This window comes from Halobacillus sp. B23F22_1 (assembly GCF_043497005.1).
In the GTDB taxonomy this organism is placed as follows: domain Bacteria; phylum Bacillota; class Bacilli; order Bacillales; family Halobacillaceae; genus Halobacillus_A.
Genome location: NZ_JBIEKE010000003.1, coordinates 22,300 through 43,894, shown reverse-complemented (window position 1 = coordinate 43,894; position 21,595 = coordinate 22,300). Strand labels below are relative to the sequence as shown.

At 40.5% G+C, this 21,595-nt stretch carries 22 protein-coding genes, 1 pseudogene and 1 other annotated feature; of the genes and pseudogenes, 15 read left to right on the top strand and 8 right to left on the bottom strand.

Features of this window, described 5'->3' with window-relative positions:
* Nucleotides 1-13: 13 nt before the first annotated feature.
* Nucleotides 14-253 carry a hypothetical protein gene (locus ACGTNH_RS15260; protein ID WP_394587774.1) on the top strand — a complete coding sequence of 80 codons (240 nt, stop codon included), beginning with the start codon at nucleotides 14-16 and terminating at the stop codon, nucleotides 251-253.
* 62 nt (nucleotides 254-315) lie between these two features.
* Here ACGTNH_RS15260 and ACGTNH_RS15255 read toward each other — a convergent pair whose 3' ends face one another.
* Nucleotides 316-1,731 carry an MDR family MFS transporter gene (locus tag ACGTNH_RS15255; protein WP_394587773.1) on the bottom strand — a complete coding sequence of 472 codons (1,416 nt, stop codon included), beginning with the start codon at nucleotides 1,729-1,731 and terminating at the stop codon, nucleotides 316-318.
* Nucleotides 1,732-1,917: 186 nt separating this feature from the next.
* Between ACGTNH_RS15255 and ACGTNH_RS15250 the strand changes: the two genes are divergently transcribed.
* The 7 genes and pseudogenes from ACGTNH_RS15250 to ACGTNH_RS15220 all read left to right on the top strand — a co-directional run bounded on the left by ACGTNH_RS15250 (nucleotide 1,918) and on the right by ACGTNH_RS15220 (nucleotide 7,929).
* Entirely contained in the window at nucleotides 1,918-2,655 is a 738-nt protein-coding gene (locus tag ACGTNH_RS15250; RefSeq protein ID WP_394587772.1) for a class I SAM-dependent DNA methyltransferase, read from the top strand.
* Nucleotides 2,656-2,697: 42 nt separating this feature from the next.
* Nucleotides 2,698-2,853, top strand: coding sequence for a hypothetical protein (locus ACGTNH_RS15245; protein WP_394587771.1), 156 nt, complete (start codon nucleotides 2,698-2,700; stop codon nucleotides 2,851-2,853).
* A gap of 532 nt (nucleotides 2,854-3,385) precedes the next feature.
* A pseudogene (locus ACGTNH_RS15240) lies at nucleotides 3,386-3,942 on the top strand (NAD(P)H-dependent oxidoreductase).
* A 95-nt stretch (nucleotides 3,943-4,037) separates the two neighbouring features.
* Nucleotides 4,038-4,367: a four-helix bundle copper-binding protein gene (locus ACGTNH_RS15235; protein ID WP_394587770.1), complete on the top strand. Its 330-nt coding sequence runs from the start codon at nucleotides 4,038-4,040 to the stop codon at nucleotides 4,365-4,367.
* A gap of 199 nt (nucleotides 4,368-4,566) precedes the next feature.
* Nucleotides 4,567-4,783, top strand: a binding site (T-box leader).
* 61 nt (nucleotides 4,784-4,844) lie between these two features.
* Nucleotides 4,845-6,083 (top strand): argininosuccinate synthase, encoded by a 1,239-nt coding sequence (locus ACGTNH_RS15230; protein ID WP_394587769.1) that lies wholly within the window; start codon nucleotides 4,845-4,847, stop codon nucleotides 6,081-6,083.
* Nucleotides 6,076-7,449, top strand: a complete 1,374-nt coding sequence (argH, locus tag ACGTNH_RS15225) for an argininosuccinate lyase (RefSeq protein ID WP_394587768.1) — start codon at nucleotides 6,076-6,078, stop codon at nucleotides 7,447-7,449. The genes ACGTNH_RS15230 and argH overlap by 8 nt, the downstream gene beginning before the upstream one ends.
* Nucleotides 7,450-7,587: 138 nt before the next feature.
* A complete protein-coding gene (locus ACGTNH_RS15220) occupies nucleotides 7,588-7,929 on the top strand; it encodes a hypothetical protein (protein ID WP_394587767.1) in 342 nt (113 codons plus the stop codon).
* A gap of 87 nt (nucleotides 7,930-8,016) precedes the next feature.
* On the opposite strand, the gene ACGTNH_RS15215 is transcribed toward ACGTNH_RS15220, so the two are convergent.
* On the bottom strand, nucleotides 8,017-9,204 hold the full coding sequence (locus tag ACGTNH_RS15215; protein ID WP_394587765.1) for a M14 family metallopeptidase: 1,188 nt from the start codon (nucleotides 9,202-9,204) through the stop codon (nucleotides 8,017-8,019).
* A gap of 127 nt (nucleotides 9,205-9,331) precedes the next feature.
* Between ACGTNH_RS15215 and ACGTNH_RS15210 the strand changes: the two genes are divergently transcribed.
* The 6 genes from ACGTNH_RS15210 to ACGTNH_RS15185 all read left to right on the top strand — a co-directional run bounded on the left by ACGTNH_RS15210 (nucleotide 9,332) and on the right by ACGTNH_RS15185 (nucleotide 15,015).
* Nucleotides 9,332-10,504 (top strand): DEAD/DEAH box helicase, encoded by a 1,173-nt coding sequence (locus ACGTNH_RS15210; protein WP_394587764.1) that lies wholly within the window; start codon nucleotides 9,332-9,334, stop codon nucleotides 10,502-10,504.
* Between the two features lie 561 nt (nucleotides 10,505-11,065).
* Entirely contained in the window at nucleotides 11,066-11,707 is a 642-nt protein-coding gene (locus ACGTNH_RS15205; RefSeq protein WP_394587762.1) for a class I SAM-dependent DNA methyltransferase, read from the top strand.
* Nucleotides 11,708-11,710: 3 nt separating this feature from the next.
* Complete coding sequence (locus ACGTNH_RS15200; protein WP_394587761.1) at nucleotides 11,711-12,169, top strand: S-ribosylhomocysteine lyase; 459 nt, start codon at nucleotides 11,711-11,713, stop codon at nucleotides 12,167-12,169.
* Between the two features lie 23 nt (nucleotides 12,170-12,192).
* The gene (locus ACGTNH_RS15195) at nucleotides 12,193-13,110 is read left to right on the top strand and encodes a PLP-dependent cysteine synthase family protein (protein ID WP_394588498.1); all 918 of its coding nucleotides are present in this window, start codon (nucleotides 12,193-12,195) and stop codon (nucleotides 13,108-13,110) included.
* A gap of 5 nt (nucleotides 13,111-13,115) precedes the next feature.
* A complete protein-coding gene (locus tag ACGTNH_RS15190; RefSeq protein WP_394587759.1) occupies nucleotides 13,116-14,252 on the top strand; it encodes a bifunctional cystathionine gamma-lyase/homocysteine desulfhydrase in 1,137 nt (378 codons plus the stop codon).
* A 118-nt stretch (nucleotides 14,253-14,370) separates the two neighbouring features.
* Nucleotides 14,371-15,015, top strand: coding sequence for a TraR/DksA C4-type zinc finger protein (locus ACGTNH_RS15185; RefSeq protein ID WP_394587758.1), 645 nt, complete (start codon nucleotides 14,371-14,373; stop codon nucleotides 15,013-15,015).
* A gap of 144 nt (nucleotides 15,016-15,159) precedes the next feature.
* Here ACGTNH_RS15185 and ACGTNH_RS15180 read toward each other — a convergent pair whose 3' ends face one another.
* Both ACGTNH_RS15180 and ACGTNH_RS15175 read right to left on the bottom strand, forming a co-directional pair.
* Nucleotides 15,160-15,519 carry a Lin0512 family protein gene (locus ACGTNH_RS15180; RefSeq protein ID WP_394587756.1) on the bottom strand — a complete coding sequence of 120 codons (360 nt, stop codon included), beginning with the start codon at nucleotides 15,517-15,519 and terminating at the stop codon, nucleotides 15,160-15,162.
* Nucleotides 15,520-16,080: 561 nt separating this feature from the next.
* Complete coding sequence (locus ACGTNH_RS15175; protein WP_394587754.1) at nucleotides 16,081-16,899, bottom strand: GNAT family N-acetyltransferase; 819 nt, start codon at nucleotides 16,897-16,899, stop codon at nucleotides 16,081-16,083.
* A 144-nt stretch (nucleotides 16,900-17,043) separates the two neighbouring features.
* Between ACGTNH_RS15175 and ACGTNH_RS15170 the strand changes: the two genes are divergently transcribed.
* Nucleotides 17,044-17,709: an RsiV family protein gene (locus ACGTNH_RS15170; protein WP_394587752.1), complete on the top strand. Its 666-nt coding sequence runs from the start codon at nucleotides 17,044-17,046 to the stop codon at nucleotides 17,707-17,709.
* Between the two features lie 17 nt (nucleotides 17,710-17,726).
* Here ACGTNH_RS15170 and ACGTNH_RS15165 read toward each other — a convergent pair whose 3' ends face one another.
* From ACGTNH_RS15165 to ACGTNH_RS15150, 4 genes are all read right to left on the bottom strand, one after another.
* Entirely contained in the window at nucleotides 17,727-18,278 is a 552-nt protein-coding gene (locus ACGTNH_RS15165; RefSeq protein ID WP_394587750.1) for a GNAT family N-acetyltransferase, read from the bottom strand.
* Nucleotides 18,279-18,552: 274 nt separating this feature from the next.
* The gene (locus ACGTNH_RS15160) at nucleotides 18,553-18,858 is read right to left on the bottom strand and encodes a class F sortase (RefSeq protein WP_394587749.1); all 306 of its coding nucleotides are present in this window, start codon (nucleotides 18,856-18,858) and stop codon (nucleotides 18,553-18,555) included.
* A gap of 217 nt (nucleotides 18,859-19,075) precedes the next feature.
* Nucleotides 19,076-20,194: an amidohydrolase gene (locus ACGTNH_RS15155; RefSeq protein ID WP_394587747.1), complete on the bottom strand. Its 1,119-nt coding sequence runs from the start codon at nucleotides 20,192-20,194 to the stop codon at nucleotides 19,076-19,078.
* Between the two features lie 429 nt (nucleotides 20,195-20,623).
* Complete coding sequence (locus ACGTNH_RS15150; protein ID WP_394587746.1) at nucleotides 20,624-21,529, bottom strand: TIGR01777 family oxidoreductase; 906 nt, start codon at nucleotides 21,527-21,529, stop codon at nucleotides 20,624-20,626.
* Between the last annotated feature and the right edge of the window lie 66 nt (nucleotides 21,530-21,595).

The following is a 21,595-nucleotide window of genomic DNA, read 5'->3' as shown; positions in this document are numbered from 1 at the left end:
GTGGTTAAAAGGTATGACTGCGTTGTTGGCTGTGACATTACTGGTCGCTTGCGGTGAAGAGGAGCCTGTAGAGGAAGATGAGATGGAGGATACGGAAGAAAACGAAGACAATGGTACGGAAAATGACGGATCAGAAGAAGAGAATATGGAAGACGATGAAGTGGACAAAGAAGATGACATGAATGGAGAACAGGGTGACACAGAAAGTGAAGATGATATGGAAGAGGAAGAAGATTCCGATGAAGACGGGTAATTGATAAACATAAATATGCACGAGAAACGATAGTGATCGTACTCTCGTGCTATTTTTGTGCGTTATTTCTGCTGTGCATCCCATTCTTCGTCAGTTGGTGGTGAAGTTCTTCTTACAAATATCGCTAAAATTAACGCGATAAAGGTTAAAGCAGTAACTACCATAAAGGCAAAATTTACCCCAAAGATTTCAGGGTTCTCTCTTGTTTGCTGCTGCTCGGCAGTCATAGCAGTGGTTGTCATTACTGTGACAAGAATCGCTGTACCGACTGATGCGGCAATTTGCCGCATCGTATTATTCATCGCTGCCCCGTGAGGGATAAGCTTAGGAGGCAGTTCATTTAGTCCAGCGGTCGTTACAGGCATCATCACCATAGATAATCCGAACATCCGAATCGCATAAGCGATCATAAGGTAAGTTAAAGAAGTTTCCGTGTCAAGCAATCCCAGTGCAAGAGATGATCCTGTCATGATGGTCAGCCCCACAATGGCAAGTGAACGAGCACCTATTCGGTCAAATATCCTTCCAGTAATGGGCGACATTAAACCGGAAATGAGCGCTCCTGGCAATAAGACTAACCCTGATTCTAAAGCTGTAAAGTCCCTCATGTTCTGCATATATAACGGTATTAACGTTTCAGCTCCAATCAATCCCATGAAACTGACCATGCCTATAATTGTCGTAATTGTAAAAGTGCGCAATTTAAATACACGAAATTCCAGCATTGGGTGGTGCATACGAAGCTGACGAAGAATAAAGACGAATAAGATAATGGCTCCTGCTGCTAGAGTCCCAATCGTCATTGGACTATCCCAGCCATTATTTCCAGCGCTCGTAAATCCGTAAAGCAAGCCACCAAACCCGAAGGAAGATAAAATAATAGAAATAGGATCGACTTTAGGGTTTTTAAGTTCGGTAACATTTCTAAGTATTTTATATGCGACGATGATCATGATAATAGTTAGTGGGAGAATGAACCAAAATAGATAGCGCCATGAGTAATTTGCGGTAACCCAGCCTGATAGGGTCGGGCCGATCGCTGGCGCAAATGAAATGACAAGCCCGATGTAACCCATAGCGGCTCCTCTCTTTTCAACAGGGAAAATGAGAAGGAAGACGGTCTGCATTAAGGGCAGCATCACACCGGCCCCAGCCGATTGGATAATTCGTCCTGTTAATAGTACAGGAAAATTAGTGGCAAGCCCTCCTACTATTGTACCTGCAGCAAAGACTCCCATTGCTGTCATAAAGAGCTGTCTAGTTGTGAATTTTTCAATTAAGAATGCACTGATTGGAATCATAATCCCATTAACGAGCATAAAGACAGTGGTTAACCACTGGCCAGTGTTAGCTGTTATATTCATTTCCTCCATGATAGGAGGGATTGCCGTAATCATAAGTGTCTGGTTTAAGATGGTAATAAATGAACCAGAAATCAATAATCCAGCAATTAATACTTTGCTGTAATTTTGTGCCATAACTTGCCCTCCTCTATGTAAAACGGAAATCTATAAGACTCTCATTATTTAGTGACCTAATGAAAAATTATACTCCTACAATTTGTGTGTGACAAATATGGTGATTATCTATTAATAGATAAGAAGGACTTACAGAAACAATGTCGAATTGGATGAGGAAGAAGAACTGAAGGAGGAAGTTACTTCATGGAATATAAAGGTTCATCCGTTTATGATCAGAATGAATTTTTTAATGCCTATTTAAAACGAAGAAACCGCATAGAGAGTCCAAATCATTCTATAGAAGAACCTGTGTTCAACAATTTGATTGGTGAGGTGGCAGGTGAGAATATACTGGATTTAGGGTGTGGTGATGGACGCTTTGGAAAGAAATTAGTGGATAGAGGCTGTGCTTGGTATTTGGGGGTTGATGCTTCAGCTAATATGATTAAAGCTGCTGAAGCTAATCTTGATTGTGTCAACGGAGATGTAATGCGTTCGTCTTTAGAGAATTGGGAATATCCAGAGGGGGAATTTGATCTCGTAATCTCGCGGTTAGTTTTTCATTACATAAAGAACCTTCACAAAGTACTACATGAAATACACAGAACTCTTCGAGAAGATGGAAAGTTCGTATTTTCTGTTCAACACCCTGTTCTTACGTCTTCCATGAAAAGTGCGGGTAAGGAGAGAGTACGTTCGGATTGGATCGTGGACGATTACTTTAAAACGGGAAAGCGTATAGAACCTTGGATTCAACAATACGTCGTGAAGTATCATCGCACGTTTGAAGACTATTTTTCACTTCTTCAACAGGCAGGGTTTCACGTGAACGATGTGAGAGAGGGAAAACCAAACAGTAACTATCTAGAGAAAGGGGAATATGAACGACGCAGGCGAATTCCATTATTTCTAATGTTCTCCTGTGAAAAACGAGGAAATTAAAAGTTGTCTAGAAACAGTTGCGAGAGGAGTGGAGACAATGATATGGAACGGAGAATGGAGGAAAGAGACACAGTAGTTAATCAGAGGCGTGGGTATGCAGAACCATCTATTAATAATAGAAGAATAGGAAAGACGGTTTTGTATGATATATACGCTGAGCCTGATAAGTTAATTTCTCCTATCGATCAGAAACGTTAGTCCAATACTTTTTATAAGTAAAGAGTTCAGAGTTAGTAGAGTGTAGTGACAAGTCAATTGCTGCATAATTTTATCAAAACCCATCTTTCCAATTATATGTTCCATGAATAAAAAATGATAAGCGACTTCCTTTCCAGGCGTGGATTTCTCATTATCGGTTAACGAGCGGCTAATAGTTTAGGCTGTTGACTAATCTTTCGTAAAATATAAATTTGTTCCTGCTTCGATAACATCCTCCAGTTACTTACTTTGATTTTCACTCAAATCTCCTCCATGGATAGATTTAATTGCTATATATTAGCTTATACCGTCTTTTCACTCCTTTTAAACAACAAAAATTTCTACAATGTTCGCAAGAGAAGAGAAATAGCACATTGTTAAGTTTGCCGTTAAGCAATGAACTGATAACTATGCAAGCCATTGCAGAACTATAAAATAGAAGAAAAGGGTAAATTATCATAGAAATGTGACCTAAAGAGCAACCTTCCTTACATACTTTCGAGGGATTAAGGAAGAGAAAGGATGAGCAGTCATCGCAAATGTGTTAATTATCAACGGCCATGAATATTATGATCATTCCAGAGGAGAATTAAATCACACGTTATTTCATTTCTTGTGTGAATATTTTAACCGGCGTCATAATGTTAAAAAAACGATTATACAAAATGGTTATGAAAAGAAGATAGAGCAAGAGAAGGTGAAGTGGGCAGATATCGTGATCTATCAAACGCCGATCTACTGTTATAGTGTGCCCGCCTTATTTAAGAAGTATTTTGATGAGGTCCATGAATACGGGGTGTATTTGAAGGTAACAAAACCCAGTATGGGACAGGTGGGCTGCTTCATGGAAGAAAGTATATGTTTTCTACGACTTGGAATGCTCCTGCTGAAGCGTTTGGGGATCGCACGCATTTTTTTGAAGGCAGAAGTGTTGAAGATACGTTATTTCCCCTGCATCTTGTCCATAAATATGTAGGTATGGAACCAATTAAAACTTTTGCTTGCTTTAACGTGAAAAAAGCTCCCTCGATCCATAGGTATCTAGACGAATTAGAAAAACACTTGGATCATTATATTGAAAATGCATAATATCTGCACAATTACTGGGGAACATAATGTAGGGTTTAACCTTTCCCGAAGGTGGAAAATAGGTTAATACAACTACTTTTAATAGGAGGATAATAATGTCTCACTTAAAGTATCAATCGGCGATCGAAAAATTACATGAATGTATGGAAGCTTGTAATCATTGCTATGACGCTTGTTTACAAGAAGATGATGTGAAGATGATGGCTGAATGTATCCGTACAGATCGCGAATGCGCTGATATTTGCAGTTTTCTAGAACAAGCCTTAACGAGAGGAACTCCTTTTGTATCGGAATTAGCTGAGGCTTGTGCAAAGATTTGTGAATCATGCGGGAATGAATGTAAGAAGCATGATCATGATCATTGCCAGCAGTGTGCAGAAGCTTGCTACGCGTGTGCAGAAGAATGCAAGAAGCTCGTTGCATAATATACAATAAATAAAAAAGAAGCAATGTAAAGTTGCTTCTTTTTTTATTTGCCTTAATAAAAGAGAAAGAGCACATCAACCCTTACCTAATAGGAATTAAATCTCTTATAAAAAAATTTGAATTAAACCGTTGACTTCTAAAAATATCTATGTATAATTATAAACAATTAGTAATAAACATACAGAAATGAACACGAAAAAAGATTCTGCGATGAAGAGAGTAGATGTATGAAGAATGACAGCGAATCAGGGGTGGTGAAAGCCTGGTATTCGAAATACGTTGAAACGCCCTTCTGAGAAGTTCTGGTGAAACAACAGTAGTCAGAGCCGGGAGCACCCGTTATCAGCATACGAGTTGGTCTATTTTCATAGACAATTAGAGTGGTACCGCGGATGTTATGAAGTCCGTCTCTTGTGCAAGAAGAGGCGGACTTTTTTGATGGAAAATATACGGAAATTTATAAGGAGGCATTTACTATGGCAAAACCAAAGGTAGTATTAGCATATTCAGGCGGATTGGACACATCGATTTCAGTGAAGTGGATTCAAGAGAAGTACGGGTACGATGTGATTGCTCTTGGACTTGATGTGGGCGAAGGGAAGGATCTTGAAGCCATTCGTCAAAAAGCGCTTGATGTTGGGGCTATTAAGGCGATCATGGTAGATGCAAAGGAAATGCTGGCACAAGACTATCTAATGCCGGCTCTGAAGGCAAATGCACTTTATGAAGGGAAATATCCCTTATCTTCAGCGCTGTCCCGTCCTTTAATTTCTAAACTGCTGGTTGAGGTGGCAGAACAGGAAGGTGCAGTAGCCGTGGCTCACGGCTGTACAGGTAAAGGGAATGATCAGGTAAGATTTGAAGTTTCCATTCAAGCGTTAAACCCTGACTTGGAAGTGATTGCTCCGGTAAGAGAATGGGGTATGACACGTGATGAGCAAATTAAGTATGCAGAAGAAAAAGGGATTCCAATCCCTGTTAATCTAGAAAACCCTTTTTCTATTGATGCGAATATCTGGGGACGTGCCTGTGAAGCAGGTGTGCTTGAAGATCCTTGGATGGAAGCACCTGAAGCGGCGTACGCCTGGACAAATCCAATTGAGAAAACACCAGATACACCAGATACGATTGAAATCGAGTTCGATCAAGGGATTCCTGTTGCATTGGATGGGCAGTCGATGGATCTTGTACCTCTTATTGAGAAGCTAAACGACTTAGGTGGTATGCACGGAGTGGGACGTATTGATCATACGGAAAACCGTCTCGTTGGAATTAAGTCCAGAGAGGTTTATGAAAATCCAGCAGCTATGATTTTAATCAATGCGCATAAAGAGCTTGAGTTTATTACGTTAACGAGAGAAGTTTCTCAATATAAAGTAAACGTTGAACAGCAAATGTCCAAAATGATTTACGACGGCCTATGGTATTCTCCACTTCAGCCAGCACTTCAGGCATTTGTGGAAGAAACCCAGCAAGTCGTTACAGGAACGGTTAAAGTGAAGCTGTTTAAAGGCCATTACAATGTAATAGGGAAGAAATCTCCAGTTAGTCTTTATAATGAAGAGCTTTCCACGTATTCAAAAGATGATGCTTTTGACCACGATGCAGCTGTAGGATTCATTAAACTATGGGGATTGCCAACAAAAGTGAATGCAGATGTGCATAAAGCAAAAGAAATTAAAGCAAAGAAAGTGCCGGTGAGTGTGAATGAGTAAGCTTTGGGGCGGAAGATTTACAAAACCAACAGATAAGCTGGTCGAAGAGTATACCTCTTCGATCGGTTTTGACGTTAAACTAGCATTACAAGATATTCAGGGCAGCAAAGCGCACGTAGAAATGCTGGGCAAGTGCAGCATCATTTCTGAGGAAGAAGCAGCGCAGATAAAAGAAGGACTGCAGACGATTGAGAAAAAAATTGAGAATGATGATGTGGAATTTTCTGTAGAAGATGAAGACATACACATGAATATTGAAAGGCTGCTGATTGAGGAGATTGGTCCTGTGGGAGGAAAGCTTCATACAGGCAGAAGCCGTAATGATCAAGTAGCTACAGATATGCACTTATATTTAAAAGAGAAAACAAATCAGCTGATCGGTTTAGTGGAGGCTGTTCAGAAATCGTTGGCCGATCAAGCAGAACAGCATGTCGATACCATAATACCAGGGTATACGCACTTACAGCGTGCCCAGCCTGTCTCTTTTGCTCATCATTTATTAGCTTATTTCTGGATGTTTGAGCGTGACAAAGAACGTCTTCAAGACAGCATCAAACGAATTGATTGGTCTCCACTTGGAGCTGCAGCGCTTGCGGGAACGCCTTATCCTGTCGATCGAAAGATGACAGCAGAGGCGCTCGGATTTGAGAACGTTTATCCTAACTCATTAGACGCCGTCAGTGACCGTGATTTTATTCTCGAATTCTTGTCGATTTCCTCCATTTTAATTACCCATATTTCCAGACTTTCTGAGGAGTTAATTCTTTGGAGCAGCCAGGAGTTTGATTTTGTAGAGTTAGATGATGCGTTTTGTACAGGCTCCAGCATCATGCCTCAGAAGAAGAACCCGGATGTACCGGAACTTCTTCGCGGGAAGACTGGTCGTATTTATGGAAATTTAATGGGATTACTTACATTACTTAAAGGTCTTCCGCTTGCCTATAACAAGGATATGCAGGAAGACAAGGAAGGCATGTTTGACACGGTAGAAACGTTAGACGGGGCACTTTCCTTATTGGCCCCTATGCTGGCTTCTATGGAAGTAAAGGATGCGAATATGCGTCAGGCGGTCAATGAAGATTACTCTAATGCTACAGACATCGCAGATTATTTAGCTGTTAAAGGGCTGCCGTTCCGTGAAGCTCATTCAGTCATCGGTCAAGTGGTGCTGTATGCGATTGAGCAAGGCAAGTATTTGCTTGATTTAAAGCTTGAAGAGTATCAGCAGTTCTCTAAGTTGTTTGAAGAAGACATTTATGAAAAATTAGCGCCTGATCACGTTGTAGCTGCTCGAGCAAGTGAGGGCGGTACTGGATTTGAGCAGGTGAAGGAACAACTTGCACTCGCTAAAAAGCATATTAATTAATAGGGGAGCCTCTTTCTTTTGAAAGGGGTTTTTATCGTCTACATAGAAAACAGCTGCTCTAAAGTTATAGTTCATGTTATTTGGGGAATAGTGTAAGTATTGAATCGAATCTCATGTATAAAGGAGAGGGTTAGACCGATGAAAAAGCATATTGAGGCTTTTTTCAAAACTGAAAATGATGCAGAAAGTGCAAAGGCTTCACTCCAGAAGCTTTCTATATCGAATCCTTTTATGGAGCCTATCCCGGAAGAATCTCGATTAACAGGAGTTGTTCCGGTATTAAACCAAGGTACTACAGCCGGAGTAGCTGGTTTTAAAGATTTTATTAAACCTAACAAAAATACTACTGATGAGGATACACCACCAGAAACAGACCATCTTACGCATCTGCTCCAGTTTGATGTAGATAAAGATGATTATAATGAAGCGCTGGCTATTTTGAAAAAGCATGATGGCCACATGGATAAGGATAAAATATAGGGAAAAGACAAGCGATGCTCACAAATTGTGCGCATCGCTTTATTTGTTGCTATAGTAAAGCACCAAAAGGAACCGCCCCTAATGATTCTAAATATACATACTTGCTAAAAAGATTCCGAGTGTTTTTTGATAAATTTCATCAAATTGAGTTATTGGGAGGGGGTTGATTCCCTGGCCAAGCTCAACCGTGAACCCTGGCTCTCGAAAGTCCTGTACGAACCAGTCTTTATAGCCGGCGAAGCTATCAACATAACGAATAGGTTCGTAGCCGCTAACTCTTGAAAATTCATTCACAATTTCACGGGCTCTTGGGGGTTCAAGGTTTTCAAATCCCCAGTAAATGACTTCACCCTGCGTGTGGAAGGCAAGCATCTTTTCGAAATTTAATTCGCCGGCTAATTCGGCCATGGCGACGCTTTCTGGTTCGGTCAGAGGTGCGTATCCGGGGAAATCTCTAGGAGCTGGTTGTTTAGGTTTACGCTCAGCTTCAATTTCCCAATTAGCTGGGAATTGATTGTTTAAGTCTACACCTCTTATGTTCGCTTTCCACCCGCTAAAATCAGTACTCCCTCCATTGATTTGCAAAGCTTCTTCCCCATAAGAGCCGTCGGGGGGGCCATTTAAGACGAGTTCTACACCATCAGGGTCAACCATCGGCACGATGGATAAAGTAACTTGATCGTAGAAAGGGAACATGAAACGGCCGCGTATCGTCTCATTATTCGTAAGCGCTAGTAAATAGGTGTTTATGAACTCCATGATCACTGATGTAGTAATCCATTCGTAGGCATGAAAAGCACCGTTCCAATGTACGATTTTGTCTCCATTGCCAATTTGAATTTCTATAAGATCTTTCCCCATCACGCTGTGCCCAATCGTCCTTCTTCTCATAAAAGGATAAAGCTGACCCAAGACTTCTAAATCAGCTGTCAACATTTTAAAATCATAATTTTGACGGGGATTAATTATGGTAGTGGTGATACGTTTAGGAATGTTCACGGTCTGACCGATTTGCAATTCCTTTGGGTTTACGCCGGGATTAACTAAAAATAAACCATCAATGGAGATTCGATTTCTTGTAGCAATTTTATAAAAAGTATCTCCTTGTAAAATGGTGTAACGCTGCAGTCGATAGCCAGGAATTTGAATGGTTTGTCCGATGGATAACATAGAAGGGTTAATAGTTGGATTGGAATTAATAATAAGAGGCAGAGGGACATTAAAAGTATTGGAATAAGACCATAAGGAGTCGCCTCCCCTTACTTGTACGTCCATTGACAGCCGACCTCCTCCACGTATGTTTATCTATATTATATGGGTTTTTGAAAATAAAAATGTTCATTAATTGGTGATCCGAGGTACAATAAGAGGATGGATGTATATTAGGAAAGTAGTGAATTAAATGAAAAACTTTAAAGATGTAGGGATAGAGGAGCAGCTGCGAATAAAATTACAACGCCACGGGATGACTGCACCTACTCCGGTTCAGGAGCAGGCTGTTCCTTTATTACTTGATGGTAAAGATGTAGTTGCTAAAGCACAAACTGGAACCGGGAAAACACTGGCATTTCTTTTGCCTCTTTTACAAAAAGTAGACACGAATATCTCAGAGGTTCAGGGGTTGATCGTTGCTCCAACTCGTGAGTTAGCTTTGCAAATTACGAATGAAGTGGAAAAGCTTCGTCCAGAAGAAATCGGTGTACTGGCCGTGTATGGCGGACAAGATGTGGCTAAGCAAGCGAAAAGATTAAAAGGACGTACGCATATCGTAGTGGCTACTCCGGGAAGGCTGTTAGATCATGTTCGAAGAGAGACGATATCTCTTGCAGCCGTCGAATATGTAGTTTTGGATGAAGCCGATCAGATGCTTGAAGCCGGGTTTCTGCCCGATGTAACTGAGATCTTTGCTGAAACGCCTTTCGAAAGACAGACGAGCGCTTTTTCTGCAACGATTTCGCCTCAAGTAAAAAGCTTAGCGAATAAGTTTATGAAGAAACCAGAGAAGGTTTCAGTTCAAGCAGAAAAAGTAACCCTGGAAGCAATCAAGCAGCTTGTCTATGAGACGACAGACCGTGCCAAGCAGGATACTTTAATTCAAATTATGAACGAGCACCGGCCGTTTTTAGCTGTGATCTTCTGCCGGACGAAACGAAGAGCGATTAAACTGCACGGAGCATTGAAGTCTCATGGGTTTGAAGTAGACGAACTGCATGGAGATTTATCGCAGGCAAAACGTGAGAAAGTCATGCAGGCATTTCGTGATGCCAAGATTCAATATTTAGTAGCTACGGATGTAGCGGCACGCGGAATAGATGTTGAAGGCATTACCCACGTGTTTAACTATGATATTCCTCAGGACTCAGAAAGTTATATCCATCGAATCGGACGTACCGGACGCGCAGGTGGAAAAGGTCTCGCCATTACGTTTGCTGCCCCGAAGGATAAGCAAGCACTGAAATCGATTGAAAAGGGAATTGGAGAGAAACTGCAACGTCGTACGTTGGCTGGTCTTGCTCCTCGTAAAAAGGAAAAGGACAAAGAAGATGAGCAGCGAAAAAGAAGACGGCGAAAGTAAAAGGGAGAAGCGATCTCCTCGCTTATCAGCTTGTAGAAAAACCTTAATTTTCTCTTTTACCTCGACAATGTAAACACTTCTCGCATTAGAAAGAGTAAAGGGTTTTAGGAAACGACTCCCTTTCCATGGGCGAATGGTGTGCCTCCTCGGGCTTTATAGCCCTCCGGGGTCACACCTTATTCGTATCTCCCATAGGAGTCTCGCCGTTTTTTAAATCCCTTTTTCGAGATAGATCACTGGAAAAACCACTTAATCAAGCTGTGTCCTTAAGAAAACAGAGTTTGCAGCTTGGTGTACCTTCACGATTCCATGGATTTTTTCAGTGGACTCGCGGAAAGCGGCGTTTTTTTCTTTCCTTTTCTTCATACTAATAGGAATGACCCCACCTATAATCTTATAATAAACCCCTCTAAGCTTTTTCGACAGTCTGAGAAGCGATCTCCTCGCTTCTTTTTTTGTAGTAAAAATGACGAACATTGAGATGAGAAGTGAAATATGATAAGTTAAAGATGTAATTCCGAGTTATATGATAGGAATTATGCATAATAGGAGATGAGAAGAATGGGTGTGGAGTTTGTCGACCTTTTTAATCAATGGGCGAGCTCATATGATGATACAGTTTCTGGCAGTGATCCAGAATATAAGGAAGTTTTTGAAGGTTACGACACGATGCTGCAGGAATTAGCTGATCTCTCTATTTCCCCTGTTCTTGAGTTTGGAGTAGGGACTGCTAATTTAACACAGAAAATGATTGCGCAGCATAAAGTCGTGGTCGGAATTGAACCTTCAGAAGAAATGAGAAGGATTGCGAATGTGAAATGTCCTGAAGCAGCTGTATATGCAGGCGATTTCATTCAATTTCCGACGCTTCAAATGCCCATTCGTTCCATTGTAAGTTCTTTTGCTTTTCACCACTTAAACGACCAGGAGAAAAGGTTAGCCTTAAAAGAATATTATGATAAACTGGAATCAAATGGAGAAATCATTTTTATAGATACGCTGTTTGAAAATGAAGATTACAAACAGCAATTAATCAGCGAAGCGGAACGAAAGGGTTTCATGAACTTAGCTCAAGATTTGAGAGAGGAGTATTATCCTTATTTGGATGACCTTGAACAAATGTTTTTACAGCTAGGGTTTGACGTATCTTTTAAACCATTAAACAAATTTGCCTGGTTAATCCAGGCTAGAAAAGGAGAATGATGTATGCCACAAATGAACGTTGAGAGCTTTAACTTGGACCATACGAAAGTAAAAGCACCTTATGTCCGATTAGTTGGAGTGACAGAAGGCGATCATGGAGACAAAATTTATAAATATGATATTCGACTAAAACAGCCGAATAAGGAGCATATGGAAATGCCGTCTCTTCACTCCCTTGAGCACCTGATGGCGGAAAAAAGTCGTAACCACCATGACCGCATTATCGATATTGGACCAATGGGTTGTCAAACCGGCTTTTACCTGGCTGTTTTAAATGATGACAGCTATGAAAATGTTTTAGAAGTACTAGAGAACACGCTTCAGGACGTACTAGAGGCGGACGAAGTTCCAGCTTGTAATGAAGTTCAATGTGGTTTTGCGGCCAGCCACAGTTTAGAAGGTGCAAAAGAGCTTGCGCGAGAATTGCTTAAGAAGCGTGATGAATGGACGGAAGTCTTTTAACATTAGAAGGTGAGGAAATACCGATGGGTTACGTTACGAACGTGCAATCACTTGTCGGCCATACGCCGATGATTGAGTTGACTCATTCTGCAATTCCGAATCAAGTGAGAATATTTGCGAAGCTCGAATTTATGAACCCAGGCGGCAGTGTGAAAGACCGCCTGGGTTTAAAACTGATTGAAGACGCTTTGAATCGCGGTCATTTAAAGCCGGGAAGTACGATTGTGGAACCGACTGCAGGTAATACAGGAATAGGTCTTGCTCTTGCGGCGATTGGAAAAGGGTTTAAAGTTGTGTTCGTTATTCCAGAAAAATTCAGTAAAGAGAAGCAAACATTGATGAAAGCTCTCGGAGCACATATCGTTCATACTCCTACAGCTGAAGGAATGCTTGGAGCTATTAGAAAAGCAAAAGAGCTGTGTGATGAAATTCCTGATGCTTTTAGTCCTCAGCAGTTTCATAATATGGCGAATCCAAATACGTATTACGAAACCCTTGCCCCTGAAATCTACCGTGATTTAGACGGTAAAATCGATATATTTGTTGCCGGAGCAGGAACTGGCGGCACATTTATGGGCACGGCGCGCTATTTAAAAGAACAGGATGCCTCGATTAAGACAGTGATCGTTGAACCTGAGGGATCAATTTTAAATGGAGGAGAGTCAGGTCCTCATCGAACCGAGGGGATTGGTATGGAATTTCTCCCTCCCTATATGGAAAAAAGTTTTTTTGACGCGATTCATACCGTTACGGATGAAAGAGCTTTTCAACGGTTAAAGGAGCTTGCTTTAAACGAAGGTCTGCTCGTAGCCAGTTCATCCGGTGCAGCGTTTGAAGCATCACTACGAGAAGCAGCAAAAGCTAAGCCGGGGGCACGAATAGTAACTATTTTTCCAGATAGCAGTGAACGTTATTTAAGCCAAGGAATTTATGAGGAGTGAAAGCAATGAGGAAAAAAACACAGTTGATTCATGGTGGGATCACAGGTGATGAAGAAACAGGAGCAGTTTCAGTACCCATTTATCAAGTGAGCACGTATAAGCAAGAGGGAGTAGGTCAACACACAGGCTATGAGTACTCACGAACAGGAAACCCTACAAGGTTTGCGCTTGAGCAGTTAATTAAAGATCTTGAAGGAGGTCATGCAGGTTTTGCTTTTGGTTCAGGGATGGCTGCGATTACTGCGGTTCTCATGACATTTAACCAGGGAGATCATATTGTTTTTACAGATGATGTCTACGGCGGGACTTACCGCCTGGTTTCAAAAGTGATTAATCGATTTGGATTAGAAGCCAGTTTCGTAGATACTAGTGAAGTTGAAAATATCGAAGATGCATTAACGGAGAAGACAAAGGCCATTTATGTGGAAACACCGACTAATCCGCTTTTGAAAATAACCGATATGAAAAAAGTAGCAGACTTAGCAAAGGACAAAGGTTTAATGTTTATCGTGGATAACACGTTCAGTACCCCATACTGGCAAAACCCAATAAACTTCGGAGCTGATATTGTTCTTCACAGTGCAACTAAATATTTAGGAGGTCATAGTGACGTCGTCGCCGGGCTTGTCGTTGTAAAATCAGAAGCATTAGCAGAAGACGTTCATTTCGTATTGAACTCTTCAGGCGGCATTCTAGGTCCACATGATTCCTGGCTTTTAATGCGAGGCATGAAGACGTTAGGGGTCCGGATGGAAGAGATTGAGAATAATACCCGTGACTTTGTTGCATTCCTCGAATCTCTTCCTGAAATCAAAAATATCTACTATCCCGGCTTACAAGGTCATAAAGGACGTGAGGTACACGAGCGTCAAGCGAGCGGCAACGGAGGAATGATTTCTTTTGATGTAGGAAGCGGCGAAAGAGCCGATCAAGTGTTGAGAAACGTGAAGTATTTTACGTTAGCTGAAAGCTTAGGCGCAGTGGAAAGTTTAATTTCTGTCCCTGCTATGATGACGCATGCGTCAATTCCTGCCGAACGTCGTAAGGAACTTGGCATTACGGATGGTCTTGTTCGTGTCTCGATTGGTCTAGAAGATATTGAAGATTTAAAAGAAGATTTTCTACAGGCTTTAAGAAAATAATGTGGAAAAAGGCGGTCTTAAGGGAGGCCGGCTGAAAAACTCGTTGACCTCTATTCATGAATACAACGTTTCACCTTAGCCACACTATAGGTAAGCTGGTTGAACAGGAGGAATGACAATGGATTACGCGCATTTTAAAGCTCAGCTCGAAGAAAGAAAACGAGAAATTGAGCAAAAAATGATGGATAACAATCATTATGGATTAGATAGGGGATTTGCGAGTGACATGGCATCCGGAGAGTTATCCCAATACGATAACCATCCTGCCGATTCAGGAACAGAGCTTTATGAAAGAGAAAAAGACATGGCGTTATTGGACCATGCTGAACAGGAACTTGAAGACATCCATGCAGCTTTACAAAAGATAGAACAAGGAACCTATGGAGTATGTGAAGTTTCTGGAGAAAAAATTCCTGAGGAAAGACTGAAAGCTTTACCTACAGCTAAGACGAAAAAAGAGTTTGCTTCTCCTAAAAATGTTCCGGATGATAGAAGTATTGAGGAAGAGGTTTTACGGGAGATTGATCAGGAGGATAATCGAGATCCAAATGCGTATCAGCAGGTAGCTTCATTTAATGAAAATAGTATGACGTATGAGGACTCCTCTGTGCAAGAGGAAGATGAAGGTTCGGGGTACACGGAGGAATTCGAACCGTTTGTTTCTACTGATATTCATGGTTATACAGGGGAAGAAAATGTCCATTTTGAGAGAAACGTTCATTACGAAAAATACAAAGATGAACACGATGAGTGGGAAAAATAAGGAAAGTCTTTTGAAAAGTGAAAATTTTTCTTGGCACATAAATAATCCGAACTGATTTTCAACAAAATCGTTCGGATTATATTATGCATTATTCAATCTTCTTCCATTTTATTCTTCCAAAGCTATGGAAATAGTTACACGCTATTAGTAACCTACTTCAACAGAAGCGTTCACAATATACATTTGATCATTAGAATCGTTCTTTTCTTCTAACACGATGCCGCTCGTCGTCATCATTCCGCCTTCTAGTTTTTCCACAGTTACTTCACCGTAAGGTATCGCTTGTTTTACTTCTTCTTCATCCAGTTTGTCATGATCGGCAGGGAGGGCAAGTTTTACTTTTACTTTCATGTTATTTAAATCTTGATCGGGAAGAGCTTCGCGTATCCCTGGCATCGAATTAGAATTAATGGCATTTTGAACGGCACGCAGTGAAGCGTGTGTGACATTTTGTCCGTGTACATCAATTCCCATTCCAGTTTGAATGAACATTAACTTATCCATAATTATAATTACCTCCTATAAGGTGTTTGTAGAACCATACCCGTGTAGTCGTAATGTTAAAAGTCATTTTTGTTGAGATGAAGTAAAGTGAACAAACATAAATAATTTTACAAAAAAATAGTTTAGCGACTTAAGTGAACTATTCCATTTCAGAGTCACCTTATTATAAAAAAGCAGTTTGGGGACCAGCCTGAAGCCAGCGAAGCAATTTTACTAAATAATCGGCAACCGGTGAAGAAATTCTTTATGTGTGAAAGGTCCATTAGGAAACGAAATAAGTATACCTGAATAATCGCGCTGGACAAAAAAATAATCCGAACGATTATGGAGAAATCACGTTCGGATAATTTATGTTAAGGAGACTTCAAACCATCGCTCCGTCAAAATCACTGCCTTTCCATGGTAACGGCATAAGTGTACTGAGAAAACAAAAAGCGCTTTACAGCGGGATCTTTAACTCGTGCACAGGAGTCTTCCCATTTTGACTACGCTGGTGATCTGCGTTTATACTAATATTCGTTTTTGAAAACTCTGCTTTACTTATGTTCCAGTAGCGTTAATTTATAAAGAAGCAGGTTGTTCTACTGGTTCGAATATATGCATCATCCACTTACCGATATCTTCAAAGCCTAGTCTTTTATAAATGGAACCAGCCTCCGGATTATCGTAAAAAAGACAAAGCATTTTTCCTTCATCTAAAAGATCCTCACAAAGTTTCTTCATACAAGCGCTCGCATAGCCTCTTCGCTTAAAATCAGGATGTGTACAAACCCCAACAACCATTGCAGACATAGTGTTTTCAGCTGTAGTAGAAGCACTTGAAATCATCTGCTCACTCTCTTCAATGTAATAAATGCGGGATGACCTTCCTTCAATTCCTTTAATCATACTGCTTTCACGGCTGTTATCTTGCTCAAATTCTGGAATTTGATCCTGTAGTTCAATGATGCGTGGGACATCTTCCACTGCAGCTAGCTGAACATTCGAAGTATTTAGGTTTAACTCCAGCTTTTCTTTGTGGTCACATTTTGCGTAGAAAAGGGAGCGTGTCTTCTTCGGTGTATGTTCAATGTAAGGAAGAATTTGTTCTGTAACGGATTGGAGACCTGATAATTGCATAAATTCCGGGTCTTTGTTAACGACCTCTGCAAATCCTTTGGCATTAAAAGGCTGGCTCGCATAAGTGATGTAGTTGTTATGGTATTTTAGTAAAATGGCGTGAAGCTCCTGTTGATCGTTAAACTCTCCCCATAATTTTTGAAAATCTTGGTCATAACCAAAATTTTCGATGTCGCCTATAATAAATAAATTTTCTGCTGGCTTTTCAGCTAATAATCGCTGACATGCTGGATCGTCTATATCTGTAAGTTTTCTAATCATTCCCTTTCCCCCTTTTGTTAGAAATTGTATTAAGTTTACCAAAAAGATTGAAGATTTCAATAAATATTAGAAATATTTTCAAGGGCAATAAGTTTTTATAAAAGTGGTCACACTAAAAACAAGTGAACAAAAAGGGGGATTATGATGAGAAAGTTACTGTTATTACTAACAGCTATGATGATTTTTGCTTATCCAGTAAAGGCGGAAAGTGTTTATAGCATTCAGCATAAAGATCGTGTGATGCAGGATTATGAAATCCATATCGATTTTCCAAACTTTGATGGACTGGATAACAAAAAGCTTGAAGAGGAAGTCAATAATGGAATAAAAGAAGAATTAGAGGAAACCATGAAGCAAGTGAAACGGGCAGGAGAAGATTCGGTCGGGTTTCCCATTTTATATTATGGAGAATCGTCAGTCATTGAGGAAAAAGCACTTATTTCTGTGATTTTGACGTCTAATATCACGAGAGGGGATTATTACGAATCATCAGTGAGATCGATTAATTTCGAAAATAAAAAAGATGGAATATTTTTAAATCTGGAGGATGTGGCTCATATTGAAAAGCTGAACAAAGAAGTTCAAAAAAAATTATCGAGCGATCCAGAAACGTTTAATATCCAATCCTTTCAAAGTGTAAGAAAAGACACGGCCTTCTATATCAAAGATGGTAAATTAACTTTAATTTTTAATAAATACGAAATTGCTGACGGAGTCTTTGGAACACCAGAAATCAGCATTCCGTATCACTTAGTTAAGAAAGAGAAGCCACAGCATAAAAAGAGTGTACCTGTACCTAAAACTGTGTAAAAAAAGGAAGCATAGTTCTATGCTTCCAACACTTCTTCATCTGAAGTTGGTCCTCCATAATAATGAAACATATATTGTTCTTTCGAAATCATATAAAGGTCGTATACTTCCTCGTGACGATTAATCCATTGATACACATCTGGGTAAAGTTCATTGGCATTCACAACGTAAGGCATTTTCTGAGCTGCTTTTAAAGACCTGATGTTGGCTCGTCGTATTTTCATGAAAATTCCTTCGATATTTATTTGGAAAAACAATTCCTCAAAAAAAGCCTCTTTCGCTATTTGGTTGTATCCTTTACCGAAATAAGGTTTTCCAATCCATGTGGCAAGAAACCCTCTGTTCTCCTGAATATCAAATAAGTTGATGGTGCCGATTGGCTGTCCCCACTCATCAAGGATCGTCCGGGATATTAACTTACCGCGTTCTTCAGCTTCAATCGTCTGTTTGGTGATGAAATAATATTCATCGCTTGTATCCGCTTTATGGCGCACGTACGGGAAAACTTCAGGGTCAATCATCAAATCAAACAGAGCTGGCACGTCGTGTAAGTCACGCTTTTTCAGCATAAAAAATCCCTCCTTATGGGTAGAGGAGGGCAGTCTGAACGCAGGAAAAGTAAACAGTTCAGTTGGTTCAAACCACCCTCGAATTTTTATCAATTGCCCACAAAAATTCGGGGTGGGAATCGAACCCACTAGAACCAGCATAAGCTGGTGGCGCACCATTTGCCTTCCCTTTGTCTTCGTTCATTACTATATATTATAGTAAGAATATTTTAATCGATTTTTCTGTAAAAAGGAATAGGCGCTGCGCAAATTTTTTTGTTAAATTTTACTGTAATTATGCATCTTTTTGAGCCACTAGTTCCGTATATACCACTAATCTTTCTTGATGGGTTTCAGCTTCACGATTATACAAACCTGTACAAGTAATTAAGTTTAAAGAAGGAGAGTCAGATGAGCCGAAAATTTGATTAATCGGTGCTTTCTTTGTTGGGTAAGCGACCACTTCTTTAACTTCAAATGTAAGAATGGAACCTTGTCCATAAATGAGTACTTCATCTCCGGTTTGTAACTGATCTAAATCAAAGAAGACGGCAGGCCCTTTATAACTATCAACATGTAAATAATTTCGACATGTTCCCACTCCTTTAAAATAGTATTGTATTTATATAAATTGCTGAAGAAGGTCTTCAAGCAATTTATATCATTATACGAGTTGTTTAAATATTGTGTAATTTTTGAATAACTATAATATACACGAATTTTAAAAATAGAAAACCTTTTAAGCATATTGAATGTGCTGTTATGATTTTTAAGCAAAATAAAATGAGGGTTCGACGATTGTCAAAGCCTCATTCAAGTTACTGAGTGTATACAATTTCTCCATCAATCATCGTCCATAGCGGGGTAGACATGAATTCAAAAGGATGTCCGTTCCATAAAACAAGATCGGCATCTTTACCTTTCTCAATAGAGCCAACTCTGTCATCAACCCCTAAATTTTTAGCCGGGGTGATGGTGATCCCTCGTAGAGCATCTTCTATAGGGAATCCTTCACGAGTCGCAAGAGCTGCACAAACGTTTAAGTATTGTATAGGTGTGTATGGATGATCTGTCGTAACGGAGACTTGGATGCCGTATTCATGCAATACTTTATAAGTCTGCCATGTTTTATTTCTAAGCTCGATCTTAGACATTCTAGTCAAGGTAGGCCCAACTGAAACCTGCAGCCCGCGACCAGTAAGCTTGTCGGCAATTAAGTGACCTTCTGTACAATGCTCAATTCTTAAATCTAAGTCAAATTCCTCTGAGAAACGTAAGGCTGTGACGATATCATCCGCACGGTGTGCATGAATACGGACAGGAATTTCTTTGTTTAAAGCTTTCAAAATAGGCTGAATGCGCAGGTCGGTTGGATCACATTTTGGAGCTTGATAAAAAGTTTCTCTTAACGTTCCCATAATTCCAAGCCTGGTAATTGAAGCATTTTTAGAAGGAGAGTGAACGCGTTTTGGATTTTCGCCAAGGGCCATTTTCAAGCCTGCCGTCTCTTTAATCACCATATCGTTAATCGAGTGACCAATTGTTTTTAATACAGCCGTCGTCCCTCCAATGATATTAGCACTCCCTGGCATAATATGTGCTGTAGTTACCCCTGCTTTTCTTGCATGGAAAAAGGCAGGATCAAAGGGGTGAGCTCCATCAATAGCTCGTAGGTGGGGGGTAGTAGCTTCAATGGTCTCATTCGCATCACTTCCAGCCCATCCAGTTCCTTCGTCATATAATCCTAAATGCGTATGAACGTCAACAAAGCCAGGGTAGAGGTGATACCCCTTCCCGTCGATTATTTCAGCTTCCTCAGGTATAGGCAGACTTTGACCAAAATCCTGGATCTTTCCGTCCGTAATGTGTATGCACCCATTGTTAAAAGATGGAGCTGTAATCGGATGAATGTGCACGTTCTTTATAATTGTCTGCATCGGCACTCCCCCTCTAATCTTCTTTTCTTTATTATACTTCGAAAAATGAAAACTAGAGCATAAAAAAAGAACGGAAGATACTTCTTCCGTCCGTTTAAAGAGAAATATCTATTTTCTTAATGTCACTGAAAAAATCCTTTGGTGAAGCTCACACATCGCTTTTAGGTTGATGCTGGGCGCGGGCACGGCTTCAGCTAACTTCCCTTTACCAAGTGGGGCTTCGGCTCGCACTGTTCCCATAGGCGTCACCACCGATTAGATAAAACTTTTCGTCGTTTCATTTAACCCTTTTACAAAAAAGAACACTGGAAAAAATTAAGGAGAACCCAAAATCCGATGTTTTCAAAAACCTATTAAGTATAAAAAGGAACTGATAAAGGCCTCTTTCCAGTTCCTTTCACCTGTCGATGTTTGACTCTGGTCAAGCTTTTAATCGACTAGTATTGAATGCAACGCTGGGCTCAGTTCCGGAAACTTAAAGGTGTATCCGTGTTCAGTGGCTTTCTTGGGTACGACGGATTGGCCGTCTAAGAGCAGCGTACTCATGTCTCCAAGAGCAGCTTTTAATGCAAAAGCCGGTGCTGGAAGCCAGTGAGGTCGATTAAGCACGTTACCTAAAGTTTGTCCGAAATCCTTGTTTCGCATAGGGTGAGGAGCGGTACCATTGACCGGACCACTAATCTCTTTCTCGTGAATAGCAAATGTAATAAGTCCAACGACATCATCCACATGCACCCAAGACATCCACTGTTCTCCTGAACCCAGGTTCCCGCCGATCATTAAACGATAAGGTATAATCATTTTAGGCAAGGCACCTTCTTCGCCTAAAATGATACCAAACCTGACGTAAGCAGTACGGACTCCAAGCTCAGCAGCTTTGGCTGCGCGTTTCTCCCATTCAACTACAACATTAGCGAGAAAATCATTTCCAGGCTGTGTGGTTGCTTCAGTAAATGTTTTTGTTTTTGACCTTCCGTAAAAACCTACAGCCGAAGCATTTACAAGAACCTGAGGTTTTGTTTCAGCTTTTTCAATAATCTCTAGCACGCCTTCAGTTGCATCAATTCGACTGTTCATAATGGAGCGTTTCTTATCTTCGGTCCAGCGTCCGCTGTTTAGTGACTCACCGGCAAGGTTAACTATAGCATCGATCGAAGGTAGTTCTTTCCAGGGGGTGTACTCCTCCTTTAGCCATCCTACATATGTGATTTGATTCGTGTCGTGATGTTTATCGGGATTTCTCGTTAATATGTAGACTTTGTGACCTTCTTTTATAAGCGCGTTTGTCAGCTTTTGACCAACAAATCCGGTACCTCCAGTAACAACAATATTCATGAAAGATGCCTCCTTCGTAAGTGGTACGATTCTTAGACGTGACCGAATGATAGCAAGCCGTGCTAC